Source organism: Comamonas sp. SY3 (genome assembly GCF_041730275.1).
Lineage (GTDB): Bacteria > Pseudomonadota > Gammaproteobacteria > Burkholderiales > Burkholderiaceae_C > Comamonas > Comamonas sediminis.
In genome coordinates, this window is sequence record NZ_JBGTYN010000012.1 from 82,487 (window position 1) to 102,626 (window position 20,140).

Annotated in this window: 21 protein-coding genes; 11 read left to right on the forward strand and 10 right to left on the reverse strand. The window is 63.4% G+C overall.

Annotated elements, in window-relative coordinates; genetic code table 11:
• The first annotated feature begins 87 nt into the window (after positions 1-87).
• A complete protein-coding gene (locus tag ACCQ08_RS15975; protein WP_373450350.1) occupies positions 88-2,466 on the forward strand; it encodes a heavy metal translocating P-type ATPase in 2,379 nt (792 codons plus the stop codon).
• A 117-nt stretch (positions 2,467-2,583) separates the two neighbouring features.
• Here the strand turns inward: ACCQ08_RS15975 and ACCQ08_RS15980 are convergent, their stop codons facing one another.
• The 3 genes from ACCQ08_RS15980 to ACCQ08_RS15990 all read right to left on the reverse strand — a co-directional run bounded on the left by ACCQ08_RS15980 (position 2,584) and on the right by ACCQ08_RS15990 (position 4,917).
• On the reverse strand, positions 2,584-3,444 hold the full coding sequence (locus tag ACCQ08_RS15980; RefSeq protein ID WP_373450351.1) for a tetratricopeptide repeat protein: 861 nt from the start codon (positions 3,442-3,444) through the stop codon (positions 2,584-2,586).
• Positions 3,445-3,856: 412 nt separating this feature from the next.
• Complete coding sequence (locus ACCQ08_RS15985) at positions 3,857-4,297, reverse strand: hypothetical protein (RefSeq protein ID WP_373450352.1); 441 nt, start codon at positions 4,295-4,297, stop codon at positions 3,857-3,859.
• 110 nt (positions 4,298-4,407) lie between these two features.
• Positions 4,408-4,917, reverse strand: a complete 510-nt coding sequence (locus tag ACCQ08_RS15990; protein ID WP_312411433.1) for a DUF1993 domain-containing protein — start codon at positions 4,915-4,917, stop codon at positions 4,408-4,410.
• Positions 4,918-5,153: 236 nt separating this feature from the next.
• Between ACCQ08_RS15990 and ACCQ08_RS15995 the strand changes: the two genes are divergently transcribed.
• Positions 5,154-5,639, forward strand: coding sequence for a hypothetical protein (locus ACCQ08_RS15995; RefSeq protein WP_373450353.1), 486 nt, complete (start codon positions 5,154-5,156; stop codon positions 5,637-5,639).
• 121 nt (positions 5,640-5,760) lie between these two features.
• Complete coding sequence (locus ACCQ08_RS16000; protein ID WP_373450354.1) at positions 5,761-6,555, forward strand: class I SAM-dependent methyltransferase; 795 nt, start codon at positions 5,761-5,763, stop codon at positions 6,553-6,555.
• A 39-nt stretch (positions 6,556-6,594) separates the two neighbouring features.
• Here ACCQ08_RS16000 and ACCQ08_RS16005 read toward each other — a convergent pair whose 3' ends face one another.
• Positions 6,595-7,866, reverse strand: a complete 1,272-nt coding sequence (locus tag ACCQ08_RS16005) for a beta-ketoacyl-[acyl-carrier-protein] synthase II (protein WP_373450355.1) — start codon at positions 7,864-7,866, stop codon at positions 6,595-6,597.
• A gap of 106 nt (positions 7,867-7,972) precedes the next feature.
• Here ACCQ08_RS16005 and ACCQ08_RS16010 point away from each other — a divergent pair, with 106 nt between their 5' ends.
• On the forward strand, positions 7,973-8,563 hold the full coding sequence (locus ACCQ08_RS16010; protein WP_373450356.1) for a TetR/AcrR family transcriptional regulator: 591 nt from the start codon (positions 7,973-7,975) through the stop codon (positions 8,561-8,563).
• A 22-nt stretch (positions 8,564-8,585) separates the two neighbouring features.
• Here ACCQ08_RS16010 and ACCQ08_RS16015 read toward each other — a convergent pair whose 3' ends face one another.
• Positions 8,586-8,870: a hypothetical protein gene (locus ACCQ08_RS16015; RefSeq protein ID WP_312450560.1), complete on the reverse strand. Its 285-nt coding sequence runs from the start codon at positions 8,868-8,870 to the stop codon at positions 8,586-8,588.
• Positions 8,871-9,381: 511 nt separating this feature from the next.
• Between ACCQ08_RS16015 and ACCQ08_RS16020 the strand changes: the two genes are divergently transcribed.
• From ACCQ08_RS16020 to ACCQ08_RS16030, 3 genes are all read left to right on the forward strand, one after another.
• Positions 9,382-9,696: a helix-turn-helix transcriptional regulator gene (locus ACCQ08_RS16020; protein ID WP_312450557.1), complete on the forward strand. Its 315-nt coding sequence runs from the start codon at positions 9,382-9,384 to the stop codon at positions 9,694-9,696.
• Between the two features lie 55 nt (positions 9,697-9,751).
• Entirely contained in the window at positions 9,752-10,945 is a 1,194-nt protein-coding gene (locus ACCQ08_RS16025) for a type II toxin-antitoxin system HipA family toxin (RefSeq protein ID WP_373450377.1), read from the forward strand.
• Between the two features lie 79 nt (positions 10,946-11,024).
• Positions 11,025-11,516, forward strand: a complete 492-nt coding sequence (locus ACCQ08_RS16030) for an NIF family HAD-type phosphatase (protein ID WP_373450357.1) — start codon at positions 11,025-11,027, stop codon at positions 11,514-11,516.
• 26 nt (positions 11,517-11,542) lie between these two features.
• Here the strand turns inward: ACCQ08_RS16030 and ACCQ08_RS16035 are convergent, their stop codons facing one another.
• Positions 11,543-11,785 carry a hypothetical protein gene (locus tag ACCQ08_RS16035; protein ID WP_133855114.1) on the reverse strand — a complete coding sequence of 81 codons (243 nt, stop codon included), beginning with the start codon at positions 11,783-11,785 and terminating at the stop codon, positions 11,543-11,545.
• A gap of 149 nt (positions 11,786-11,934) precedes the next feature.
• Here ACCQ08_RS16035 and ACCQ08_RS16040 point away from each other — a divergent pair, with 149 nt between their 5' ends.
• Positions 11,935-12,909, forward strand: coding sequence for a LysR family transcriptional regulator (locus ACCQ08_RS16040; protein ID WP_313334705.1), 975 nt, complete (start codon positions 11,935-11,937; stop codon positions 12,907-12,909).
• 33 nt (positions 12,910-12,942) lie between these two features.
• On the opposite strand, the gene ACCQ08_RS16045 is transcribed toward ACCQ08_RS16040, so the two are convergent.
• On the reverse strand, positions 12,943-13,383 hold the full coding sequence (locus tag ACCQ08_RS16045; protein WP_373450378.1) for an acetyltransferase: 441 nt from the start codon (positions 13,381-13,383) through the stop codon (positions 12,943-12,945).
• Between the two features lie 153 nt (positions 13,384-13,536).
• On the opposite strand from ACCQ08_RS16045, the gene ACCQ08_RS16050 reads away from it, so the two are divergent.
• From ACCQ08_RS16050 to ACCQ08_RS16060, 3 genes are all read left to right on the forward strand, one after another.
• On the forward strand, positions 13,537-14,934 hold the full coding sequence (locus tag ACCQ08_RS16050) for a PLP-dependent aminotransferase family protein (RefSeq protein WP_373450358.1): 1,398 nt from the start codon (positions 13,537-13,539) through the stop codon (positions 14,932-14,934).
• Positions 14,935-15,069: 135 nt separating this feature from the next.
• Entirely contained in the window at positions 15,070-15,930 is an 861-nt protein-coding gene (locus ACCQ08_RS16055) for a DMT family transporter (RefSeq protein WP_312411416.1), read from the forward strand.
• A gap of 171 nt (positions 15,931-16,101) precedes the next feature.
• Positions 16,102-17,844: a dipeptidase gene (locus ACCQ08_RS16060; RefSeq protein WP_373450359.1), complete on the forward strand. Its 1,743-nt coding sequence runs from the start codon at positions 16,102-16,104 to the stop codon at positions 17,842-17,844.
• Positions 17,845-17,923: 79 nt separating this feature from the next.
• Here ACCQ08_RS16060 and ACCQ08_RS16065 read toward each other — a convergent pair whose 3' ends face one another.
• The 3 genes from ACCQ08_RS16065 to ACCQ08_RS16075 all read right to left on the reverse strand — a co-directional run bounded on the left by ACCQ08_RS16065 (position 17,924) and on the right by ACCQ08_RS16075 (position 20,065).
• Positions 17,924-18,562 carry a 2-dehydro-3-deoxy-6-phosphogalactonate aldolase gene (locus ACCQ08_RS16065; protein WP_239809637.1) on the reverse strand — a complete coding sequence of 213 codons (639 nt, stop codon included), beginning with the start codon at positions 18,560-18,562 and terminating at the stop codon, positions 17,924-17,926.
• On the reverse strand, positions 18,559-19,557 hold the full coding sequence (locus ACCQ08_RS16070) for a 2-dehydro-3-deoxygalactonokinase (RefSeq protein ID WP_369459619.1): 999 nt from the start codon (positions 19,555-19,557) through the stop codon (positions 18,559-18,561). Before ACCQ08_RS16070 ends, ACCQ08_RS16065 begins: the two co-directional genes overlap by 4 nt.
• A 121-nt stretch (positions 19,558-19,678) precedes the next feature.
• Positions 19,679-20,065, reverse strand: coding sequence for a RidA family protein (locus ACCQ08_RS16075; RefSeq protein ID WP_133855106.1), 387 nt, complete (start codon positions 20,063-20,065; stop codon positions 19,679-19,681).
• Between the last annotated feature and the right edge of the window lie 75 nt (positions 20,066-20,140).

A 20,140-nucleotide genomic window follows, 5' to 3' on the forward strand; every position in this document is an offset into this window, starting at 1 on the left:
GATTTAGGCTTGACATTGTAGTTACTACAGGGTTTTTAATCGAAGCAACAGGGAGCACGCTCTATGACCCCAACGAATTCCAAGCCCATGACTGCCCATTCCGACACCGCGCAACGCCATTCCGATGGCCATGCTGCAGCATCCTGCTGCGCTGGCAAAGACCACCAGGCCGCCGCAGTGGCCGCCAACGGGCATGGCCACAGCCATGACGAAGACAACGATCACGATCACAGCCATGGTCACGACCATGCGCATTCGCATTCCCCTGCAGCAACGGCTGCGGCGCATGCACATACCGATTGCTGCACCCCCGATCTGGGCCCTGCCGCCCAGGCCAGCTCGGCCTTGAAGGCCGATGACGGTGCCTTGCTGCTGCGCATTCCCGCGATGGACTGCCCCGTGGAAGAGGGGCAGATCCGCCAGATTCTGGAAGGCGCGGCGGGCGTCAAGCTGCTGCAGTTTGACCTGCCTGCCCGCACCTTGCGGGTGGAGGCCGACCCGCAGCAATGGGCCGCAGTGACGGAGAAGATCCAGTCCGCAGGCTTTGCCACCGAGACGCTGTCGGCGCCCCCCGCCGCTGCCGATGTGCAGAAGGCGCAGCGTGTGGAGCTCTACCGCCTGATTGCGGCCTTGGTGGTGGCAGCCACCGCAGAGCTGCTGCACCTGCTGACCCCCGAAACCTCGGTCTGGCGCATGGTCGGCATGGCCGTCGCCGCGCTGGCGATTGCGCTGTCGGGCCTGGGCGTGTTCAAGAAAGGCCTGTCGGCGTTGCTGCGCGGCCAGCTGGGCATCAATGCACTGATGAGCGTGGCGGTGATCGGCGCCTTTGCGATCGGCCAGTGGCCCGAGGCGGCCATGGTGATGGCGCTGTACTCGCTGGCCGAGTTGATCGAGGCGCGCTCGGTGGACCGCGCGCGCAATGCGATTGCCCAGCTGCTGGCGCTGTCGCCGCCGCAGATCGAGGCCCGGCAGGCCGACGGCAGCTGGCAGGTCCAGGACGCCAAGACAGTGGCGGTCGGCACCCTGGCGCGGGTCAAGCCCGGTGAGCGCTTTGCGCTGGATGGCGTGGTGACCAGCGGCCAAAGCGCGGTGGACCAGTCCTCCGTCACCGGCGAGAGCATTCCGGTGGACAAGGCGCCGGGCGACCCGGTGTTTGCCGGCACTATCAACCAAAGCGGCTCGCTGGAGTTCGAGGTCAGCAAACGCTCGACCGACACGGTGCTGGCCCGCATCATCCATGCGGTGGAGCAGGCCCAGGGCCAGCGTGCGCCCACCCAGCGTTTTGTGGACAGCTTTGCCCGCATCTACACCCCCGCCGTCTTTGTGCTGGCGGTCGCAGTCGCGGTGCTGCCCCCGCTGATGCTGGGCTGGCCCTGGCTGACGGCGATCTACAAGGCGCTGGTGCTGCTGGTCATCGCCTGCCCTTGCGCGCTGGTGATCTCCACGCCGGTGACCGTTGTCAGCGGCCTGTCGGCAGCGGCCCGCCGAGGCATTCTGGTCAAGGGCGGCGCCTATCTGGAAGAGGCGCGCAAGCTGCGCGTCGTGGCGCTGGACAAGACCGGCACCATCACCGCCGGCACCCCTCGGCTGGTGCAGACCCGCATGCTGTCGACCAGCACCGATGCCCGGCAGATAGAGCGCATTGCCAAGAGCCTGGCCGCGCGCTCGGACCATCCCGTCTCCAAGGCAGTCGCCGCCGGTATCGATGGCGAGGCGCTGGAGGTAGATAACTTTGCCGCCGAGCTGGGCCGGGGCGTCAAGGGCGATATCGCCGGGCAGAGCTATGTGCTGGGCAACCACCGCTGGATCCACGAGCGCGGCCAGTGCTCTGCCGAGGTGGAGGCGCTGATGCTGGCGATGGAAGAGCAGGGGCAGACCGTCTCGGTGCTGGCCAGCGCGCAAGGCGTGCTGGGGCTGTTCGCGGTGGCCGACACCACCAAGGAATCGAGCAAGCAGGCGATTGCCGAGCTGAAGGCCCTGGGCATCCGCACGGTGATGCTGACCGGCGACAACGAAGCCACCGCCCGCGCCATTGCCGCGCAGGTGGGCATCGACGAGGTCAAGGCCAATCTGCTGCCCGAGGACAAGCTCCAGGTCATCAACGGCCTGGTGGCCCAGCAGCCGGCCGGCATGGTGGGCGATGGCGTCAACGATTCCCCCAGCCTGGCCGCCGCGTCGATCGGCTTCTCGATGGGTGGCGCCGGCACCGACATCGCCAAGGAGGCCGCCGACATCCTCATCATGAACGACGACCTGCGCAGCGTGCCGGAAACCGTGCAACTGTCCCAACGCACCTACGCCATCCTGTGGCAGAACATCATCTTCGCGCTGGGCATCAAAGTGGTGTTCTTCGCGCTGGCGGTGTTTGGCAATGCCTCGATGTGGATGGCGGTGTTTGCCGATATGGGGGCGAGCTTGCTGGTGGTGTTCAATGGGCTGCGGTTGCTGCGCGTGTCCACCAAATAGCCCCTCTCCGGGGACGCCTGGCACCGGCTTGACCCAGGGCCCCTCCATGGCATCGATCGCCGCGACGGGGCTGACAGGGCAGCGCAGCCTGACCGGCGCTGATGCGGTCCATCGTGGTCATCGCAAATGTCTGTCGGCCCAGGTCATCATCCTGGCGATCGCCACAGCGGGCACAACGATGAACGCATAGGCGGCCGACCGTGCCCAGCGAGAGCCTTCGATGTGTTGCGCGATCCTGGGGCCATGGCGGTAATACCACCGAATGAACGCCTTGCCCAGCACCGTGCGGACCAGCATCTTGTCCCGGAAGGCGCGCAGGAAAATGACATTCGGGTGTTGCACGCTCCCCATCGTGGCGGTGATCACGAAGCAATGCAGCGATTTTCTTCTCGGGTACGGGAGCTGATAGCCTGGCTCCAGTGCCACGAGTTTTGCGGCATACAGATCAAAGATGGACCGGAGTTCTTTCTCGTATTGGTCATCGAGGTGTTTGACGGTTACGGCGTTGTCATTGGCGGGGTCTTTGAATTTGATGCCGGTAATATTGTCATTGCATATCTGGACAATATTTTTCAGGATCTGGCTGTCCTGGGGCTTGTACGTGTGTGCGGTCTCAAGGAGTGAAATGATCTCCCGGCACAGCACCAAATGGCTGGCCCATGCACCAGGGGCAGCGGCAAGCTTTGTGATGATGGAATATGCCATCTGGTAATTCGTGGCACCAATGCTTGCCATATCCTGTGCGGCGGCCAGTTTCATGTCTTCCCGCTTGTCGGCGGGGGATAACTTGATGGCCTGCGCAAAGGCGACCTGCATTTCTTTCAGGTGTTGAAAGTTTCTATTGCCCAGCGCGCCCGCTGCCTTCCCCTTGCCATACCAGGCCGCCGCATTGCGTGGCTCGATCTCCAGCACCTTGGTGTAATAGCCATAGGCTTCTGAAAAATTTCCTGCCGTCAAAGCGACATCTGCGAGCTCCATGAAAGTGGACGCACTGCCAGAGATCAATCGGATCGCTTGCCTCACCACCACATCGACGCCGCAGTACATGCATTTGACGACGTCGTGATCGTCGGGTACTTGGAGTGTCCCCGAGCAGGAGGGGCATAAGGCGGGCACAAATGGCATAAACGCTTTCGCTATCTTGAATTCTCTGGAACCTCAGAGCCAGTTGGGCAAAGGATACCTCCAGGGGGTGGACCATTTCCAGGCAAATGGTGGGTGGGGCGCCCATCCCGGTGGGTTGCATCGGGATGCGGCGCATCCGCGCATGGGCCCTGGCCCCTGGAGAGTCTACCTCTGGCCGAACGGGCGAATGGCAGCCCACTGCCCAGTGTCTGGACAAGGCATTGTGCAGGCCCCGGCAAGTATCCGTGGCTTTGAAGCCTGGTGCTCAGAAAGTGGACCAGAGTGACCAGGTGCCATAGGCATGGAGCAGACCGATCAAGCCGCAAAGGCCGGACGAGACTATCCAAAACGCGGTTGAGTTCTCTGGAAACTTCGCCTTGAGAAGGGGAGATGCGACAGATCGGGCCATGAATACAATGCTCACAGCAACCAACACCCATTGGGTGAGCGGAAGCCGTTGCCGGAGAACACCTGCGCCAGAAAGCGCAAAGACGGCCCAGATCAAAAGCACGCCCGCTATGGAAAGCGTCACCAGGGTAGGCCGGAGTTGCCGGGCTTCAGCCGCTCGGGCCATGCGCTCCCCTGCGCCCATGAACCGATAGGCTTTCGGGCCGATGACGATACAGGCCATATGGGCCACGGCGGCGGCAGCGCTGAACGCTGCCCCGATGAGCAGCGCAGAAGCGCCCGTGCTGAGTGTGTACATGGTGATCTTTATGCGGGCACAGGGTGCAGACAAAGCCGGTATTTACCTGAAAGCGGTGCTGGAGCAGGGAACGGCTGCCATGTGGCACAGCCCTGAGGGTCCACCGGACGTCAATACGCACCCATATAGTCGCGCTTGCCAATCTCCACGCCGTTGTGGCGCAGGATCGCATAGGCAGTGGTCACATGGAAGAAGAACTGTGGCAGCCCATAGTGCAGGAGATAGGCAGTGGCGGTCAGCTTCTTTTCCTTGGGCGTGCCGGGGCGCAATACGATGTCGCGGCTTTCGCTGTGGTCGAATTGCGCGGCTGGGAAGGATTCGAGATGGGCCAGCGCCTTGGCGATCAGGGCTTGCAGGTCGGCGAAGCTGGTCTCCGTGTCGGGCCAGGATGGCACTTCGGCACCTGCGAGGCGGGAGGCAATGCCCTTGGAGAAGTCCGAGGCGATCTGCACCTGGCGGACGAGCGGAAACATGTCGGGAAACAGCCGTGCCTGCAGCAGCGCGTTGGGATCGATGTTGCGTTGCGCCGCATGGTCTTCGGCCTTCTTGAGCACCTCTGACAGGGCACGCAACATCTGCTGCATGACGGGAATGGAGGCGGTGTACAGCGGGCTGGTCATAGAGAGATCACTTTTTAGAAATGGCACGATGGCCGAGGTGGGGCTGGCAGAGATTCTGCCTGCCCTCGCAGGCTACCAGCAAACGGATATAACAGCGCGCATGGTGCCGTTGCCGGCTTGCTGGTCGCCAGTTGCATCCATGAATATAGGCCGACGACAATCTATGACCAGGTGGAGGGCACCGCGATGAACCAGGCCCAGATGGACCTATCGATGCCGCCGATCTGATGCAGCCCATGCTGCGCAACCCCTGTCCTGCTCCTGAAGGAGAACCGATGAAAAAATGCTTGCTGCTCTGCGCCCTGGTGTTGCCATTCGCACTCACCGGCCAGGCCATCGCCGGTGCCAATACCGCACAACTGAACTGCAGCGGCAGCCATGCCGGGCAGGTGATAAGCCTGGTGGGCGCTATTCCAGCCTCCATCGTGGATGTCGATCTCCAACTCTATTACGGTGCGCAAAACTTGGGCTTGGCGTCGCCGCAGGCGGAGGCCACTGAGCGCACGGATTTTCGCCGTGGCATCTTCAAGTTGGATGTGGCCCTAGCTGGTGCCAACAGGCTGCAGCTCCAGGCCCAGCCCAAGAGCATCAAGTACAAGGGCAGCATGGGCGGCGGCAAGCTCAACGCCAGCTTTGTGGCCACAATCCAAGAGGCTCCGGAGCCTTTTAAAGCCGTGCTGAAAGGGGCTGAGTTGCGGTGCAGCTATGCCTATGACATTTGAGCGAGAGACCCGGTTGACGGCTGCTTGAAATGGCGGGGGCGCCGATCAACTCCAAACCGCATCAACACCAACTGCCCGTATACCCGGACCGGTTACGGAAGCCGGGCACCACAAGGACTCCATGACAGATCCCATCGATCTACTCACCCATAACCAAGCCGCCTGGAACCGCCAAGCCGCGCAAGGCTGCGCCTGGTCGGCCCCGGTCAGCGCTGAAGAGATTGCAAACGCCCGTGCGGGCAACTGGAGCGCGGCCCGCCTCACGCCCGGGCCCTTGCCCGCAGGGTGGTTGGAGCAGGTGCGCGGTCGGCGCATTCTGTGTCTGGCAGCCGGAGGCGGGCAGCAAGCCCCCATCCTGGCGGCAGCGGGCGCGGATGTGACGGTGTTCGATTTCTCCGAAGGGCAGCTGGACCAGGACCGCAAGGTCGCCGCCAGAGAGGGCCTGGACCTGCGCTGTGTGCAGGGCGATATGCGTGATCTCTCCGTCTTTGCCGATGCCAGCTTTGACGTCATCTTCCACCCCATCTCCAACCTCTATATCCCCGACGTGCGCCCGGTCTGGCGCGAATGCGCGCGCGTGCTGGCGCCGCAAGGCGAGCTGCTATCGAGCTTTTGGAACCCGGTGGTCTTTGTGGCCGACCGCGACCCGGCCTTGACGGCTCAGGGGCTCGTGCGCCCCAACCGCCGTCTGCCTTATTCCGATCTCGCGCACTTGTCTGCAGATGAGCTGGCCGCCAAACGCGAACGCGGTGAAGCCCTGGTGTTTGGCCATACGCTAGCAGACCAGATTGGCGGCCAGCTGGATGCGGGCTTGGTGCTCACCGGCTTCCATGAGGACTGGCAGCCCCATCCGCGCTTTGTGGTGGAGAATGTGATGCCGACGTTTATGGCTACAAAGGCGATGAAGCCCAGCTGATCAAGCTGAGACATCCGCCAGCCATAGAGGACCAGGGGCCTAAGCTGAAAACCGCTTCAACACCAACGAAGCATTCACCCCCCCAAACCCAAACCCATTGAGCATCGCATGCTCGATCGCATGCGCCCGCGCACTGCCGCGAATCAGATCCAGACCGTCGGCCAAGGGGTCAGGGTTGTCCAGATTGAGCACAGGCGGTGCCATCTGGTCGCGCAAGGCCAGGACGGTAAAGATGGCAGCCGCCCCGCCGGCGGCGCCCAGCATATGCCCCAGGGCTGACTTGGTGGCGGTGATGGAGGGGCCCGTGCCGGCACCAAACACCTGGCGGATGGCGGCGAGCTCGCCCCGATCACCGACCGGGGTGGAGGTGGCATGCGCATTGAGGTGCTGGATATCTCCTGGTTGGAGTTGCGCCTGGCGCAAGGCGGCGCGCATGGAGCGGGCGGCACCGGATCCGTCCTCGGGGCCGGAGGTGACATGGTAGGCATCGGCCGAGGTGCCATAGCCGACGACTTCGGCCAGCGGTGTGGCGCCGCGCGCCAGCGCATGGTCCAAGGCCTCCAGCACCAGAAGGCCTGCGCCTTCGGCCATCACAAAACCTTCGCGCGCCATGTCAAAAGGCCGGGACACCTGGCCGGGATGGTCCTCGCCACCGGTAGCGACGGCCTTGGCGGCGGCAAAGCTGCCCAGCGCCACACGGTCAATCGTGGCTTCGCTGCCGCCGCACAGTGCCATGTCGGCCTCGTTGTTGCGGATCAAGCGTGCGGCATCGCCAATCGCCTGGATGCTGGCGGCACAGGCGGTGACCGGCGCGCCCAGCGGGCCTTTGAGCTGGTGGCGGATGGAGACCTGCCCGGCAGCCAGGTTGGCCAGAAAGGCCGGCACGGTGAAGGGCGAGAGGCGCTGCGGACCTTTGCCATCGGTGGTGCGTACCGCGTCGGTGATGGTGCTGAAGCCGCCCACGCCGGAGCCGATGACGGTGGCGGCGCGCTCCAACTGCTCGGCACTGGCTTGGCCCCACTGCGCATGCGCCAGCGCCTGGTCTGCGGCGCCCAGCGCAAAGGCGATAAAGCGGTCCATGCGGCGCAGCTCTTTGGCGGCGATGATGGCCTCGGCGCTCCAGCCGGCCTGCGGATCTTCTTGCAAGCTGGGTACGCGGCCAGCGACGGTGACGCCAGTGCCTTCACCGACCTCGGCAGCCAGCGCACGCACGCCCGACTGGCCCGCCAGCAAGCGCTGCCAGGCCAGCTCTACATGGCAACCCAGCGGTGACACCAGGCCCAGCCCGGTGATGACGACACGACGATCCATATGGCAGCTTTCGCGGATGGGCGCCATCGTGCTAAAACGGGTGCCCAGCCTTATTGATGATGGTCGTCATCATAAATGAGTTTTGATGATGGGTATCATCTAACGCATGAAAGTCAGCAAAGCACAAGCCGCCGAAAACCGCGAAGGCATCGTGGATGCCGCTGCGCGGCTCTACCGGGAAAAAGGCCTGGAGGGCGTGGGTGTGGCCGAGATCACGCGCGATGCGGGCCTGACGCACGGCGGGCTCTACCGCCACTTTGCGTCCAAGGATGCCCTCGCCAGAGAGGCCTGCCTGCGCGCCTTTGACTGGACCATCACGCCGCTCGAAGGGCTGGATACCGCTGCTGCCGATGATGCGCCCGCCGCCCGGCTGCGCGCCTTGGTGCATGGCTACCTGTCGGCCAACCACCGCGACCATCCCGGCGAAGGCTGCCCCGCCGCCGCCTTGGCCACCGATGCGGCCCGCGCGGGGCCGGAGATGTCCGAAGCATTTGCGCAAGGGGTAGAGCGCAATATCCAGCGCTTTATGGAAGTCGTGCCGGGCGATGGGCCTGCCAAGCGTGCCCAGACCATCGTGACGCTCAGCAGCATGGTGGGTGCCCTGGTGCTGGCCCGCGCTACGGCGGCGGGCAACCCGGCGTTGTCTGAGGAGATCTTGGCTACTTTGCGGGAGCAGTTGGCGCCGCCTGCGGAGTGAGCGGCACCCGATGTGAGGACGGTTAGCGCTTCTTCGGGGTCTTCTTGACCATGCCCTGCCAAGCCAGTGCCACGAGAACCAGGCTGATACTGGGATCGAGAAGCAGGGGAGCCCACGCGTAAGCTTTCAGGGATCCTCCTGGATAGAAATACATCGCGATGCTGGCGGACAGTCCGCATATCCACGGAGGCGCGAAGCTGAATCCTTTCTTACTGATCTGGGCCTCGATGAGAGATGCCCAATTTAGCAGCAGGACCAAGGTGCAAGCGGCAATGATTGCAAGCGTTCCAATTTGGATGATCGTCATTGAATGCTGTATTTAAAAACGTGGGCGTTTGACCCGGATTGGAAACGCAGGCTAGATGCTAATGGCTACCGACTCTTTTCCCGCTTCAAATACCGCCCCAGCCATTCCACAAATCCCTTGGCACACGCCACTTGGCGGAAGGGGACATCAGCGATAGGGGCAAGGTATGGCCGTTCCAATCAGGTAGCACCTCGACCAAGGTGCTTGACTGCATCATCGATTCGGCCAGCAGCCGGTGGATCTGACCAATGCCCGAGCCCGCAGCCAGGATGGCGATCTGACCTTGGCTGCGGCGGCAGGCAACCTGTAGCTGTCTGAGGAGATCTTGGCTACTTTGCGGGAGCAGTTGGCGCCTCCGGTTGTTGAAGGATAGCGGCGAGGCTATGGTGGATACAGTCGGCCAATCGCGATCAATGGTTGAATTCTCAGCGGCTCCACATTTGACACCATTTGTATATAAATCTACAATTTAAGTATTTAAGTCTGGATTTTTAACTTAAGTAGCAGAATTGTGGAATTAAATTTCTCTACTCCTGAGGAAATTGTTCAACGCATTTGCGACCGCCTGCGCGTGGAGCGCGTGGCTCAGGCGATGACCCAAGGCGAGTTGGCAGCGCGAGCGGGAGTGAGTAAATCGACGATCTCGAACGTGGAGTCAGGTCACTCTGTGAAGCTGGAATACATTGTGCGAGTGGCGATGGCCTTGGGGCGCAGCAGCGAGCTTGAAAACCTTTTTCTTCCCTCCCTCGATAGCATTGACGATGTAAATCGTTATGAGGCCACTGCGAATCGGCAGCGCGTCAGAAACAAGGGCTCCCGTGCTTGATACCGTCAACATCTACTACGAAGGCTGGGGCGAAAGATGGCTCTGGGGCACCTTGGTGCGCACCCGGCGCGTCACCTCTCGGCCCGTGACCGTCTTTGAATACAGCAGCGAAGCGCTGAGCCGCAATATCGAGCTGTCGTCCCATCGGCTGCCTCTCAAGCAAAAGACCACCAAAGGCTTTCCTATCCACCAGCTGGAGCTGCCAGGCCCTGCCTATGATGCTTTGCCCGACGGCTGGGGCATGCTCTTGATGGAGCGGCTATTTCGCAAACGGCAGCTTTCGCCTGCCAGCATCGGTCCGCTGGAGCGCTTGGCCTACGTGGGCAACAACGCGCTGGGTGCCATGACCTTCGAGCCTGTGGCTCCAGAAGGCATGGAGTCGGATCAGCACGTCTCGCTGGAAAGCCTGGCTTCGGGCGTTCAGGAGGTTATGCGCGGTGAGGGCGGCGAATACCTGGAGATGCTGATGCAAGTGGGTGGATCGCCCCAAGGTGCACGGCCCAAGGCGCTGGTGTACCGAGACCCGCTGACCTTGGAATTCACGACCGCCCATATCCCAGGTTATGAGCCTTGGCTGGTGAAGTTTCCGGCCAAGTCCGAACACCCGGAAGTCTGCGCCATCGAATCGGTGTACGCCCATTGCCTTCGGCTGTGCGATGTGCAAACGCCCGATAGCCTGCATTTCCATCTGCCGGGCGGCCATGCAGCGTTTGCCAGCAAGCGGTTCGATCGTCTCCATGACATGCGTATACCTGTCCAGAGCCTGGCATCGTTTACCGGGGCGGACTACCAGGTGCCTGGCTCTCTCAACTACCAGAACTTTTTGCGTGCCACCCACCTGTGCACCCGAGATATCCGCCAGAAGGCCGTGGCATTTGAGCGTGCGCTGTTCAATGTGGTGTTCAACAACCGTGATGACCACACCAAGAATTTCTCCTACCGCATGGACCAGGCGGGGAACTGGCAGTTATCGCCAGCGTATGACGTGACGTATTGCACAGGTCCGGGAGGCTGGCACCAGATGGACGTCTGCGGCGAAGCCTTGAACATCGGCCGGGAGCAGATGATGCAACTGGCCGCCGAAGCGGATTTGACAACGCAAGCGGCAAGCGAGTTGATCGAAAAGATGGGAGCGGTGGCAAGCCGGTTCACATCCATCGCAGCAGAACTGCACAAGGGTGCGATTCAGAAAGAGACATTGCAGGAAATTCAACGCCAGATTGATGCCAACTTGGCCCGTCTTCGTTAGCGCAAGCGGATTGGTAAAGCTGTGAAACGAAGAGGGTTGCACTCATCATTGATGACAATCGGCTATAGCGGTAGCTGCCATGCAGATGAAGAAATTGCTGATCTTTGATTTGGACGAGACCCTGGTGCATGCTGTGGCCGAACCGTTTGCGCATCCCGCTGATTTTGCGTGGCAGGAACACCATGTGTATGTGCGTCCACATCTACAGGCGCTCCTGCAGGAAACCAGTGCGTGCTACGAATTTGCCGTATGGTCCTCTGCGTTACGCGCCTATGTGGACGCCGTGATCGCGCATTTATTCCGCCCTCCATTTGACCTGCGATTTGCCTGGTCGGTTGAGCGCTGTGTTCAGCGCATCCATCCGCAGACCAATGGCTATGTGTACATCAAGGATCTCCGAAAGGTGCAGAGCCAGGGCTATGCGTTGGAGCAGATTCTGATCGTCGATGACTCACCAGAGAAAGTGATGCGGCAGCCAAAGAACCTGGTCGCTATTCAAGCATTTCAGGGCCAGCAAGATGACAAGGCGTTGCTCCAGCTTGCCGACGATTTGCTGGCGCGTGCGTGCTGACGCCGTGAACCCTGTGCCAAAACCACTCACTCCGGCGCCCCAAAGGCCCCTTCGCGCGACAGCCCATAGCCGGCAATGAAGAACTCGTAGCGCAGCCCCGTAGCCACATCCGTCGCAGTCTCGATGCCAATCGTCTCCAGTGCGCCCTCCAGGATCTGCGCCTGTTTCAAGGGCTTGGCATCGATCTGCTGGGCGACGATATAGCTCCCATCCGCTGCCCGAAAAACCACATCGCCCTTGGGCGTCACTGCCTCAATCACATTCTGCATAGCTGGCTCCAAATCCATCGTGGCCGGGCCCCATGGCCCGCTGCCTGATTGGTCACTGTACGCATGCGGCAGACGATGCGGTAGAGGGCGCCCGCTTGCAGAAATCGTAAGCAGTATTTACGAATCGGTTTGGCGATACATTCACATTCATGACGAATCTGCGCGCTATCGACATCTTTGTCAAAGCCCTGGAAGGGGGCTCCATCGCCTCGGCTGCACGCCAGCTGGGTATCTCTCCGGCGGCGGCCAGCCAGAACATTGCGCGGCTGGAACGCGAGCTGGGCACGCGGCTGATCACGCGCACCACCCGCTCGATGGCGCTGACCGAAGCGGGCGAGCGCTACCTGGCCCGGGTGGCGCCGGTGCTGGATGAGCTGGCGCGCGCGCAGGCCGATGTGTCGCTGGTGCATGGGGCCGTGCAAGGGCGGCTGCGGGTGGCCTGCATGGCCGCCTTTGGCCGCCATGTGCTGGCGCCGTTGCTGCCGGCCTTCCAGGCGCGCCATCCGCAGCTGGAGCTGGAATTGCTGGTGACCGACCGCGATGTCGATGTGCTCAAGGAGGATGTGGACGTCAGCATCCGCTACCGCGATGTGCTGGAGCCCGGCATGTCGGTGCGGCCGCTCGCCGCCATGCCGCGCTTTTTGTACGCCTCGCCCGCGTATCTGGAAAAGCATGGCCGCCCGCAGGTGGCCGAGGATCTGCTGCAGCATGCCTGTTTGCTGTACCGCCGCGAGCGGGACGGGCGCTTTATGCGCTGGCCCTTTGTGCGCGATGGCCGCCGGGTCGACCCTGGCCTGCGTGTTGCCGCCATTGGCACCGATATCGATGCGCTGGTGGAGCTGGCGGTTGCCGGTGGCGGCATTGTCTGGGCTGGCAGCTTTATCACCCAGCGCCATGTGCAGGAGGGGCGGCTGGTGCCCTTGGTGCTGCAGCCCGCGCGCAAAGGCCGCAAAGCAGTACCGGGCCCGCTGCTGCTGGAGGAGGTGACCTTGGACTTTTTTGCCTGTTTCCGCGACCGGCAGTATGTGCCAGCCAAGGTGCGCAGCTTTGTGGACTATTTGCTGGAGGTGCTGCCGGGGCATCCGGCGTTGGCACAGGCGGCAGTCAGCGAAGCGGGGCGGTAACGATGCGCGCTGGGCTGGGGCTTGCCTGCGTTATCAAGCACCGCCGTACTTCAAATGGATCAACGGATAAGGCCGCCCCTGCCCATCGACCGCCGAACGCCCGGTGCGCCGAAAGCCCATCTTTTCGTAAAAGCCCACCGCCTGGTCGTTCTGCTCGTTGACATCGGTGCTCATCTGCGCATGCAGTGACAGCCCATGGCGCACCAGCGCGGCGCCCAGGCCTTGGCCCCGGGCGGCGGGGTCCACAAACAGGGCTTCCATGTGTCCGTTGTCGATGAGCATGAAGGCGAGCGGCTGGTCCTGCGCATCAACGGCCAGCCAGAGCGGCGCCTGGGGCAGGAAGCTGCTGACCAGTGCATCGAGGGCCGCGCGGTCCGCTGGTTGCAGAAAGTGGTGGGTGGCGTCGACGGCCTGGCGCCAGATCTCGACGGCGCGAGGGCCATCTTCGGGGCGGGAGGGGCGGATGGTGATCATTGTGGAATTATGCACAGGCCTGCTGTGCTGGGGCCCTGAGGCGTGCACGGCGCAGCTGCGCATGGGCACTGCACCGCCCATGGCTGGCATCCGCATCCAATAACAATTAAGCTCCACCGTTATGGACTTTTTGGCAGAACAGTGGAGCTGACGATGGCGCGCAACGGAACCCTTATCCAGCAGGTGATGGCGCATGTGCGAGCCGGTATGGCCTCGCGCAGCTACTTGCCGGGAACACGGCTGCCATCGGTGCGGCAGCAGGCGGGGCTGCTGGGTATGTCGGTGTCGACGGTGGTGGAGGCCTATGAGCGGCTGGCGGCTGAGGGCCTGGTCGTGGCGCGGCCAGGGGCCGGTTTTTATGTCAACGGGCCGGTGGCGCCGCTGGCGCTGCTGGAGCTGGGGCTCAAGCTGGACCGGGTCGTCGATCCGCTGTGGGTGTCGCGCCAATCGCTGGAGAGCGCGCAAACGACCTTGCGCCCGGGCTGTGGCTGGCTGCCGCCCGACTGGATGTTTGAAGAGGGCATCCGGCGGGCGTTGCGCGCGCAGGCGCGGGGGCCGCTGGCCGAGCTGACCGAATATGCCACGCCGCTGGGCAGCCCGGGCCTGCGCCAGTTGCTGGCCAGGCGCATGGCGGCCACCGGCATCGAGGTGTCGCCCGAGCAGCTGATGCTGACGGAGTCAGGCACGCAGGCCATCGACCTGGTGTGCCGCTTCCTGCTCAAGCCTGGTGACACGGTACTGGTCGATGACCCCTGCTATTTCAACTTCCATGCGCTGCTCAAGGCGCACCAGGTGAAGGCAGTGGGCGTGCCCTACACGCCGCAGGGCCCCGATGTGCAGCTGTTCGACAAGGCCCTGCAGGAGCACCAGCCCCGGCTCTACATCACCAATGCCGGCATTCACAACCCCACGGGTGCCGCGCTGTCGCCGCTGGTGGCGCACCGGCTGCTCAAGCTGGTGGAAAGCTCGGACCTGGTGATTGTGGAAGACGATATTTTTGCCGACTTCGAGAACCAGCATGCGCCCCGGCTGGCCGCGTTTGACGGGCTGGCCCGGGTGATCCAGATCGGCAGCTTCTCCAAGACCATTTCGGCCTCAGTGCGCTGTGGCTACCTGGCGGCGCGGCCCGAATGGATCGAGGGCCTGGTCGATCTGAAGCTGGCCACCACCTTTGGCGCCGGGCGGCTGGCGCAGGACATCATCCTGAAGACCCTGACCGACAGCGGCTACCGCAAGCACATGGACCTGGTGCGCCAGCGCCTGGCCGAGAACATGGAGAAGGTGGCCCAGCGGCTGCGCAAGCTGCGCGTGGAGCCGGCCTTGGTGCCGCAGGCCGGCATGTTTCTGTGGTGCCGGCTGCCGCAAGGCGCCGATGCGGCGGCGGTGGCGCGCGCTTGCCTGCAGGAAGGGGTGGTGCTGGCCCCTGGCAACTCGTTCAGCCAGTCGCAGTCGGCGGGGGATTATCTGCGCTTCAACGTATCGCAGTGCGCAGATGAGCGGGTGTTTGCGGTGCTGGCCCGGGCCTTGAGCCAGGCCACGGCGGGCCGCTGACGGTCGGATTTTGGGTCATCCACCCAAAACTGTATTGCTTTTTACCGATAACAGTTTCTTTAAACTGTACTGCACTGTGTCTGGTGTGCAGTGCTGGCCCCATGGTGTACTGCTGGCTCGATCAAGGAGTCTTGCATGGAGAAAAGTACGGCCGGCTGGGTCAATGGCCTGGTGGGGGTGGCGATTTTTGCCGGTTCGCTGCCGGCCACGCGGGTGGCGGTGGCGGATTTGAACCCCAGTTTTTTGACCTGTGCCCGCGCCGTGGTGGCGGCGCTGCTGGGTGGTGGGTTTTTGCTGGCCCAGCGTGCGCGCCGGCCTGCGGCAGCCGATGTGCCGTCGCTCGCGATTGCGGCCTTGGGCGTGGTGGTGGGATTTCCGCTGCTGACGGCCTTGGCACTGCAGCACATGACCTCTGCCCATTCGATCGTCTTTGTCGGCTTGCTGCCGCTGTCCACCGCGATTTTTGCGGTACTGCGCGGGGGGGAGCGGCCCAGGGGCCTGTTCTGGGTGTTCTCGCTCGCGGGGGCGGCGGTGGTGGCGGGCTATGCAGCCCTGGGCGGCGGGCAGGGCTCGCTCATCGGCGATCTGCTGATGCTGGGCGCCGTGCTGGTCTGCGGCATGGGCTATGCCGAGGGCGCGCGCCTTTCGCGCAAGCTGGGCGGCTGGCAGGTCATCAGCTGGGCGCTGATGCTGTCGCTGCCGCTGATGCTGCCGTTGGCGCTGTGGCTGGCCCCTGCCAGCCTGGCGCATGTGCGCAGCGCCACCTGGCTCAGCTTTGTCTATGTGGCCGTGTTCAGCCAGCTGATCGGCTTTGTGTTCTGGTACCGGGGGCTGGCACAAGGGGGCATTGCGGCAGTCGGCCAGCTGCAGCTGCTGCAGCCCTTTATGGGTCTGGCGCTGGCCGCCGTGCTGCTGCAGGAGCAGGTCAGCGGGTCCATGCTGGTCGTGACCCTGGTGGCCGTGGTCTGCGTGGCGGGGGCCAAGAAATACGCCTGATCCAGCCGCCGCACAGCGTTTGAGGACTGCTGGGGCAACACGCTGTCTGCATCCGATACCCAGCGGGCATGTTCGGCATGTTCTGCGTGGCGCTGGCGGCGTTTTCCGGCGTGGGGCGGGGCGGAAAACGGCTATTCTTTCGGTTTTCGATAATAAGAGACGAGGTTCTATATGAAGACCGTATTCCGCCACACCGCCATCGCCTTGGGCATTGCCTTGGCAGCCGCCGGCGCCCAGGCCCAGCTGCTGCAAAAACCGGCGCTCGATGCGATTGCCGCCGAAGCGGTGAAGACGCCGGCGACCTTTGCACAGTTTCTGCAGAATGCTGCCAAGCAGGACACGCGCCTGGCGCCAGCGGTGCAGCGTTACACGCAAGGCGAGCAGCTGCAAGGCGATGACCTGGCCAATGTGGCCCGGCTGCTGGGCCTCTACACCCGCCTGACGCAAGAGCACCAGGTGCTCAGCAGCATCACCCAGATGGTGGCGCTGCCAACGGTGCGCGACCCCAAGGTGCCGCCGCACGAGAGCCCGGCCATCATCGACTTTGGCCGCATGGTGGAAAAGATGGCCCAGGACTTTGGCCTGCAGTACCGCAATGTGGACAACCGCATTTTTGAAGTGACCCTGCCGGGCAAGGGCACCGAAGAGTTCGGCATCCTGACCCATGCCGATGTGGTGCCGGTGGTGCCGGCCGAATGGGTGGTGGATGGCCAGCAGCTCGACCCCTTCAAGGTCACCCGCGTGGGCGACAAGCTCTACGGGCGCGGCACCATCGACGACAAGGGCTCGATCGCCACGGTGCTGTACGCGATGAAGGCCGTCAAGCAGTCGCAGCTGCCTTTGCAGCGCAGCATCCGCCTGATGATCGAAACCACCGAAGAGACCGGTGGTGATGCGATGAAGTACTACCGCGACAAGAGCAAGCTGCCCGACTACAACATCGTGCTCGACAGCAAGTACCCGGCCGTGGTGGCTGAAAAAGGCACGGGCGCCATCAAGGCCAGCTTTGCCGATGTGAAGACCGACCCGCAGCAACCCGCCATCACCGCGATGGCGGGCGCGGCATCGGCCAATGCGATTGCCCAGACCGCCACGGCAACGATCGAGGCGGGCAATGCCGCTGCGCTGGCCGCCGTGGCCCAGAAGCTGCAGGCTGCCAAGGATGGCTTTGTGGCCAGCAACCAGCAGTTTGGCAAGTTCAGCGTGGACCTGGTGAGCAGCGCCAACAAGATCGATATCAAGGTGACCGGCAGCTCCGCCCACGGCTCGCGCCCCGAAGAAGGCGTGAATCCCGTGCCGCGCCTGGCCTTGCTGCTGCAATCGGCGCTGATGCCCGCCCAGGGCCAGCCTCTGGTTCAGCAGAACCAGTACAGCGAAGCGGTGCGCTACATCAATGGCGTGTTTGGCATGGACTACTTTGGCAAGGGCCTGAATGTCGCCTACGCCGACGACTTCATGGGCCCGCTGACCATCTCGCCCAACCTGATCAAGCCCGGCAATGGCCAGCTGGAAGTGACCGCCAATGCCCGCATGCCGCGCGGCAAATCGCCGGAGCAGCTGAAGGCCGAAGTGGAAAAGGGCATTGCCAACTGGAGCGCTGCCACCCAGGTGCCCGTCAAGATCGACTACAGCCAAGGCAACTGGATGGCCCGCGACCCCAAGGGTGCCTGGCTCTCGACCCTGCTGAACATCTTTGGCGACACCACCGGCCTGGATGCCAAGCCCGTGCCCACCGCCGGCAGCACCACCGCCAAGCTGATGCCCAATGCCATCAACTTTGGCCCTGCGATGCCCGGCAAGAAGTACACCGCGCACAACGCGCTGGAGTACAAGGAAGTGCCGGATCTGCAGGCCGATATGCAGATGTTTACCGAGATGCTGGTGCGCATCGGCAACCTGCAGCAGATGCAATAAGCACGAGGCTGTGGCCCAAGCAAAAGGCCTGCATCCCAGACGGGGTGCAGGCCTTTTTTACGGGCTAGACATCAGCGGATCAGCCGGCCTTTGAAGCGCGAAAGTTTTCTGCAAACGCCAGCGCATCCACACGCACCTGCGCGGCTGTTTTGCCGGGCTTGAACAGTGCCGAGCCAATGCCAAAGCCTGCTGCGCCCGCTTGCAGCCAGGGGGCCATGTTGTCTGGCGCAATGCCGCCGACGGGGTAGATATTGCTGCCCTTGGGCAGCACGGCCAGCAGCGCCTTGACGACGGCGGGCGATGCCAGCTCGGCCGGGAAGATCTTGAGGCCATGCGCGCCATGCTCCAGCGCCATGAAGGCCTCGGTCGGGGTGAAGACGCCCGGCAGGCTGATGAGGCCCAGCTTGACGGCCTCGTCGATCACGGCCGGGTTGCAATTGGGCGAAATGATGAGCTGGCCGCCAGCGGCATGCACATCGCGCACCTGCTGGGGCGTCAGCACCGTGCCAGCGCCCACCAGCACATGGGGGTAGGCCTCGCGCATCGCGGCAATGCTCTCGAGCGGCTCGGGGGAGTTCAGCGGCACTTCCCACAGGCCAAAACCGGCCGATTGCAAGGCGGCACCCACGGGCACAGCCTCGCCGGGGGTGAGGCCGCGCAGGATGGCGATCAGCGGCAGCTTGGCCTGCAGGGCCTGGAATGTTTGAATCAGGTTCATGGCTGGGGTGGCAGTGACTGCGGCGTGGAGAGGGTCGTCTGGGTCAGGTGGTCGTAAATCGCTTGGTGGCCGGCCCAGGTGGCCTCATCACCAAAAGCGACCGCTTCGCAGCCCACATGGCGCAGTGCCAGGCTGTAGCGCTGCACCAGGGTGCTGGAGCCGATGACGGCGACGCGGCTGCCAGCAGCCGTCGGCATGGTGCGCAGCTCCTGGCCAATCAGCAGGCCCGAGAGGTAGCTGGCCGACTGGGCCGGATCGAGCGCGCCAAACAGTGACAGCGCGCGCGTGCCAAACAGCAGGTGGCTCAGGGTATCGGGGCTCTGTGCCCGCTCCAGCCCCTGGATGAAGGCGGTCTCGTCCAGCGCAGCGCTGCTGTCCAGGGTCTTGCCCAGGATGGAGTGCTGGGCCAGCAGCGCAAACAGCTCGCCGGTCATGAAGGTCTTGAAGCCGGTGATCGTGCTGTTCTGCGCCTGCACCCATTTGCTGTGCGTGCCTGGCAGCAGCAGCAGGCCGTCGCGGCTGCCCATCAACGCCAGCGCGCCGATAACCTGGATTTCCTCACCACGCATCACATCGGGCACGCCATGCACGGGATCGACCTGGCTCTGCGCCAGGCTGCTCATGCCCGGCACGATGGCCGTCGGCACGCGCTGGGGAACATCGAGCCAGAGCAGCTGCTGGCACAGCGCGGAAAAATCGGCCGGGCAGGGGCAGTAAGGCGCCTCCTGCCAGCCCTGGCGGCTGCCCACCATGCCCGACAGCAGGCACAGCTGCGGGTCCTCGGCCAGCCAGTCGCCAAAGTGCTGTGCAAACGCATCGGCAAAGCCGCCAGGCGCCACTTGCAGAATGCCTTGGGGCAGCGCGCGCCGCTCGCTGATCTGGCCCTGCGCATCGATGCGCGCGCCCCGCAGCGAGGTGGTGCCCCAGTCGATGGCAATCATGCGGGGGCGCGGGTCGCCCGGCGCGCGGGCAGTAAAGGATGGGGGCTTGGGCATGGGCGGTGAAAAGGGGCCAAAAAAAGCGCAGACGTGGTCTGCGTGGGCCATTGTAGAAGCGCCTGCAGCGGGACGCTGTCGCGCCTGCTGCGCACGCTCATTCCGCCTTAGCGCCTATGTTTTACAGCGGCTTGTAGGCCGTCACGTCGATCTCGACCTTCGCATCGATCATCAAGCGCGATTCCACGGTCGAGCGTGCCGGGCGGTGGTCGCCAAAGCACTCCATGTAGACGCGGTTGAAGCTGCCGAAATCACGCGGATCGTCGAGCCAGACGTTGACCTTGGCGACATCGGCCAGGGTGCAGCCGCCCAGCGCCAAGGCCTCTTCCAGGCGCTTGAACACGGCGCGGGTCTGCGCCTCGATACCGCCGGGCACGACCTGGCCCTGGTCATCGGTGGGCACGGTGCCCGAGACAAAAACAAAGTCGCCAGCGCGCACGGCGGGCGAGAGCGGACGGGCCAGACGGTCCGATGCGAGAGGGGCTTGGCCTAGGGTAATTACTGTCATGGGGTGGGTCTCCTGTATGTAAAGATATTACATCAACAACCGATAAACCTTTCAATAAATCGATCTGAAGGCGGT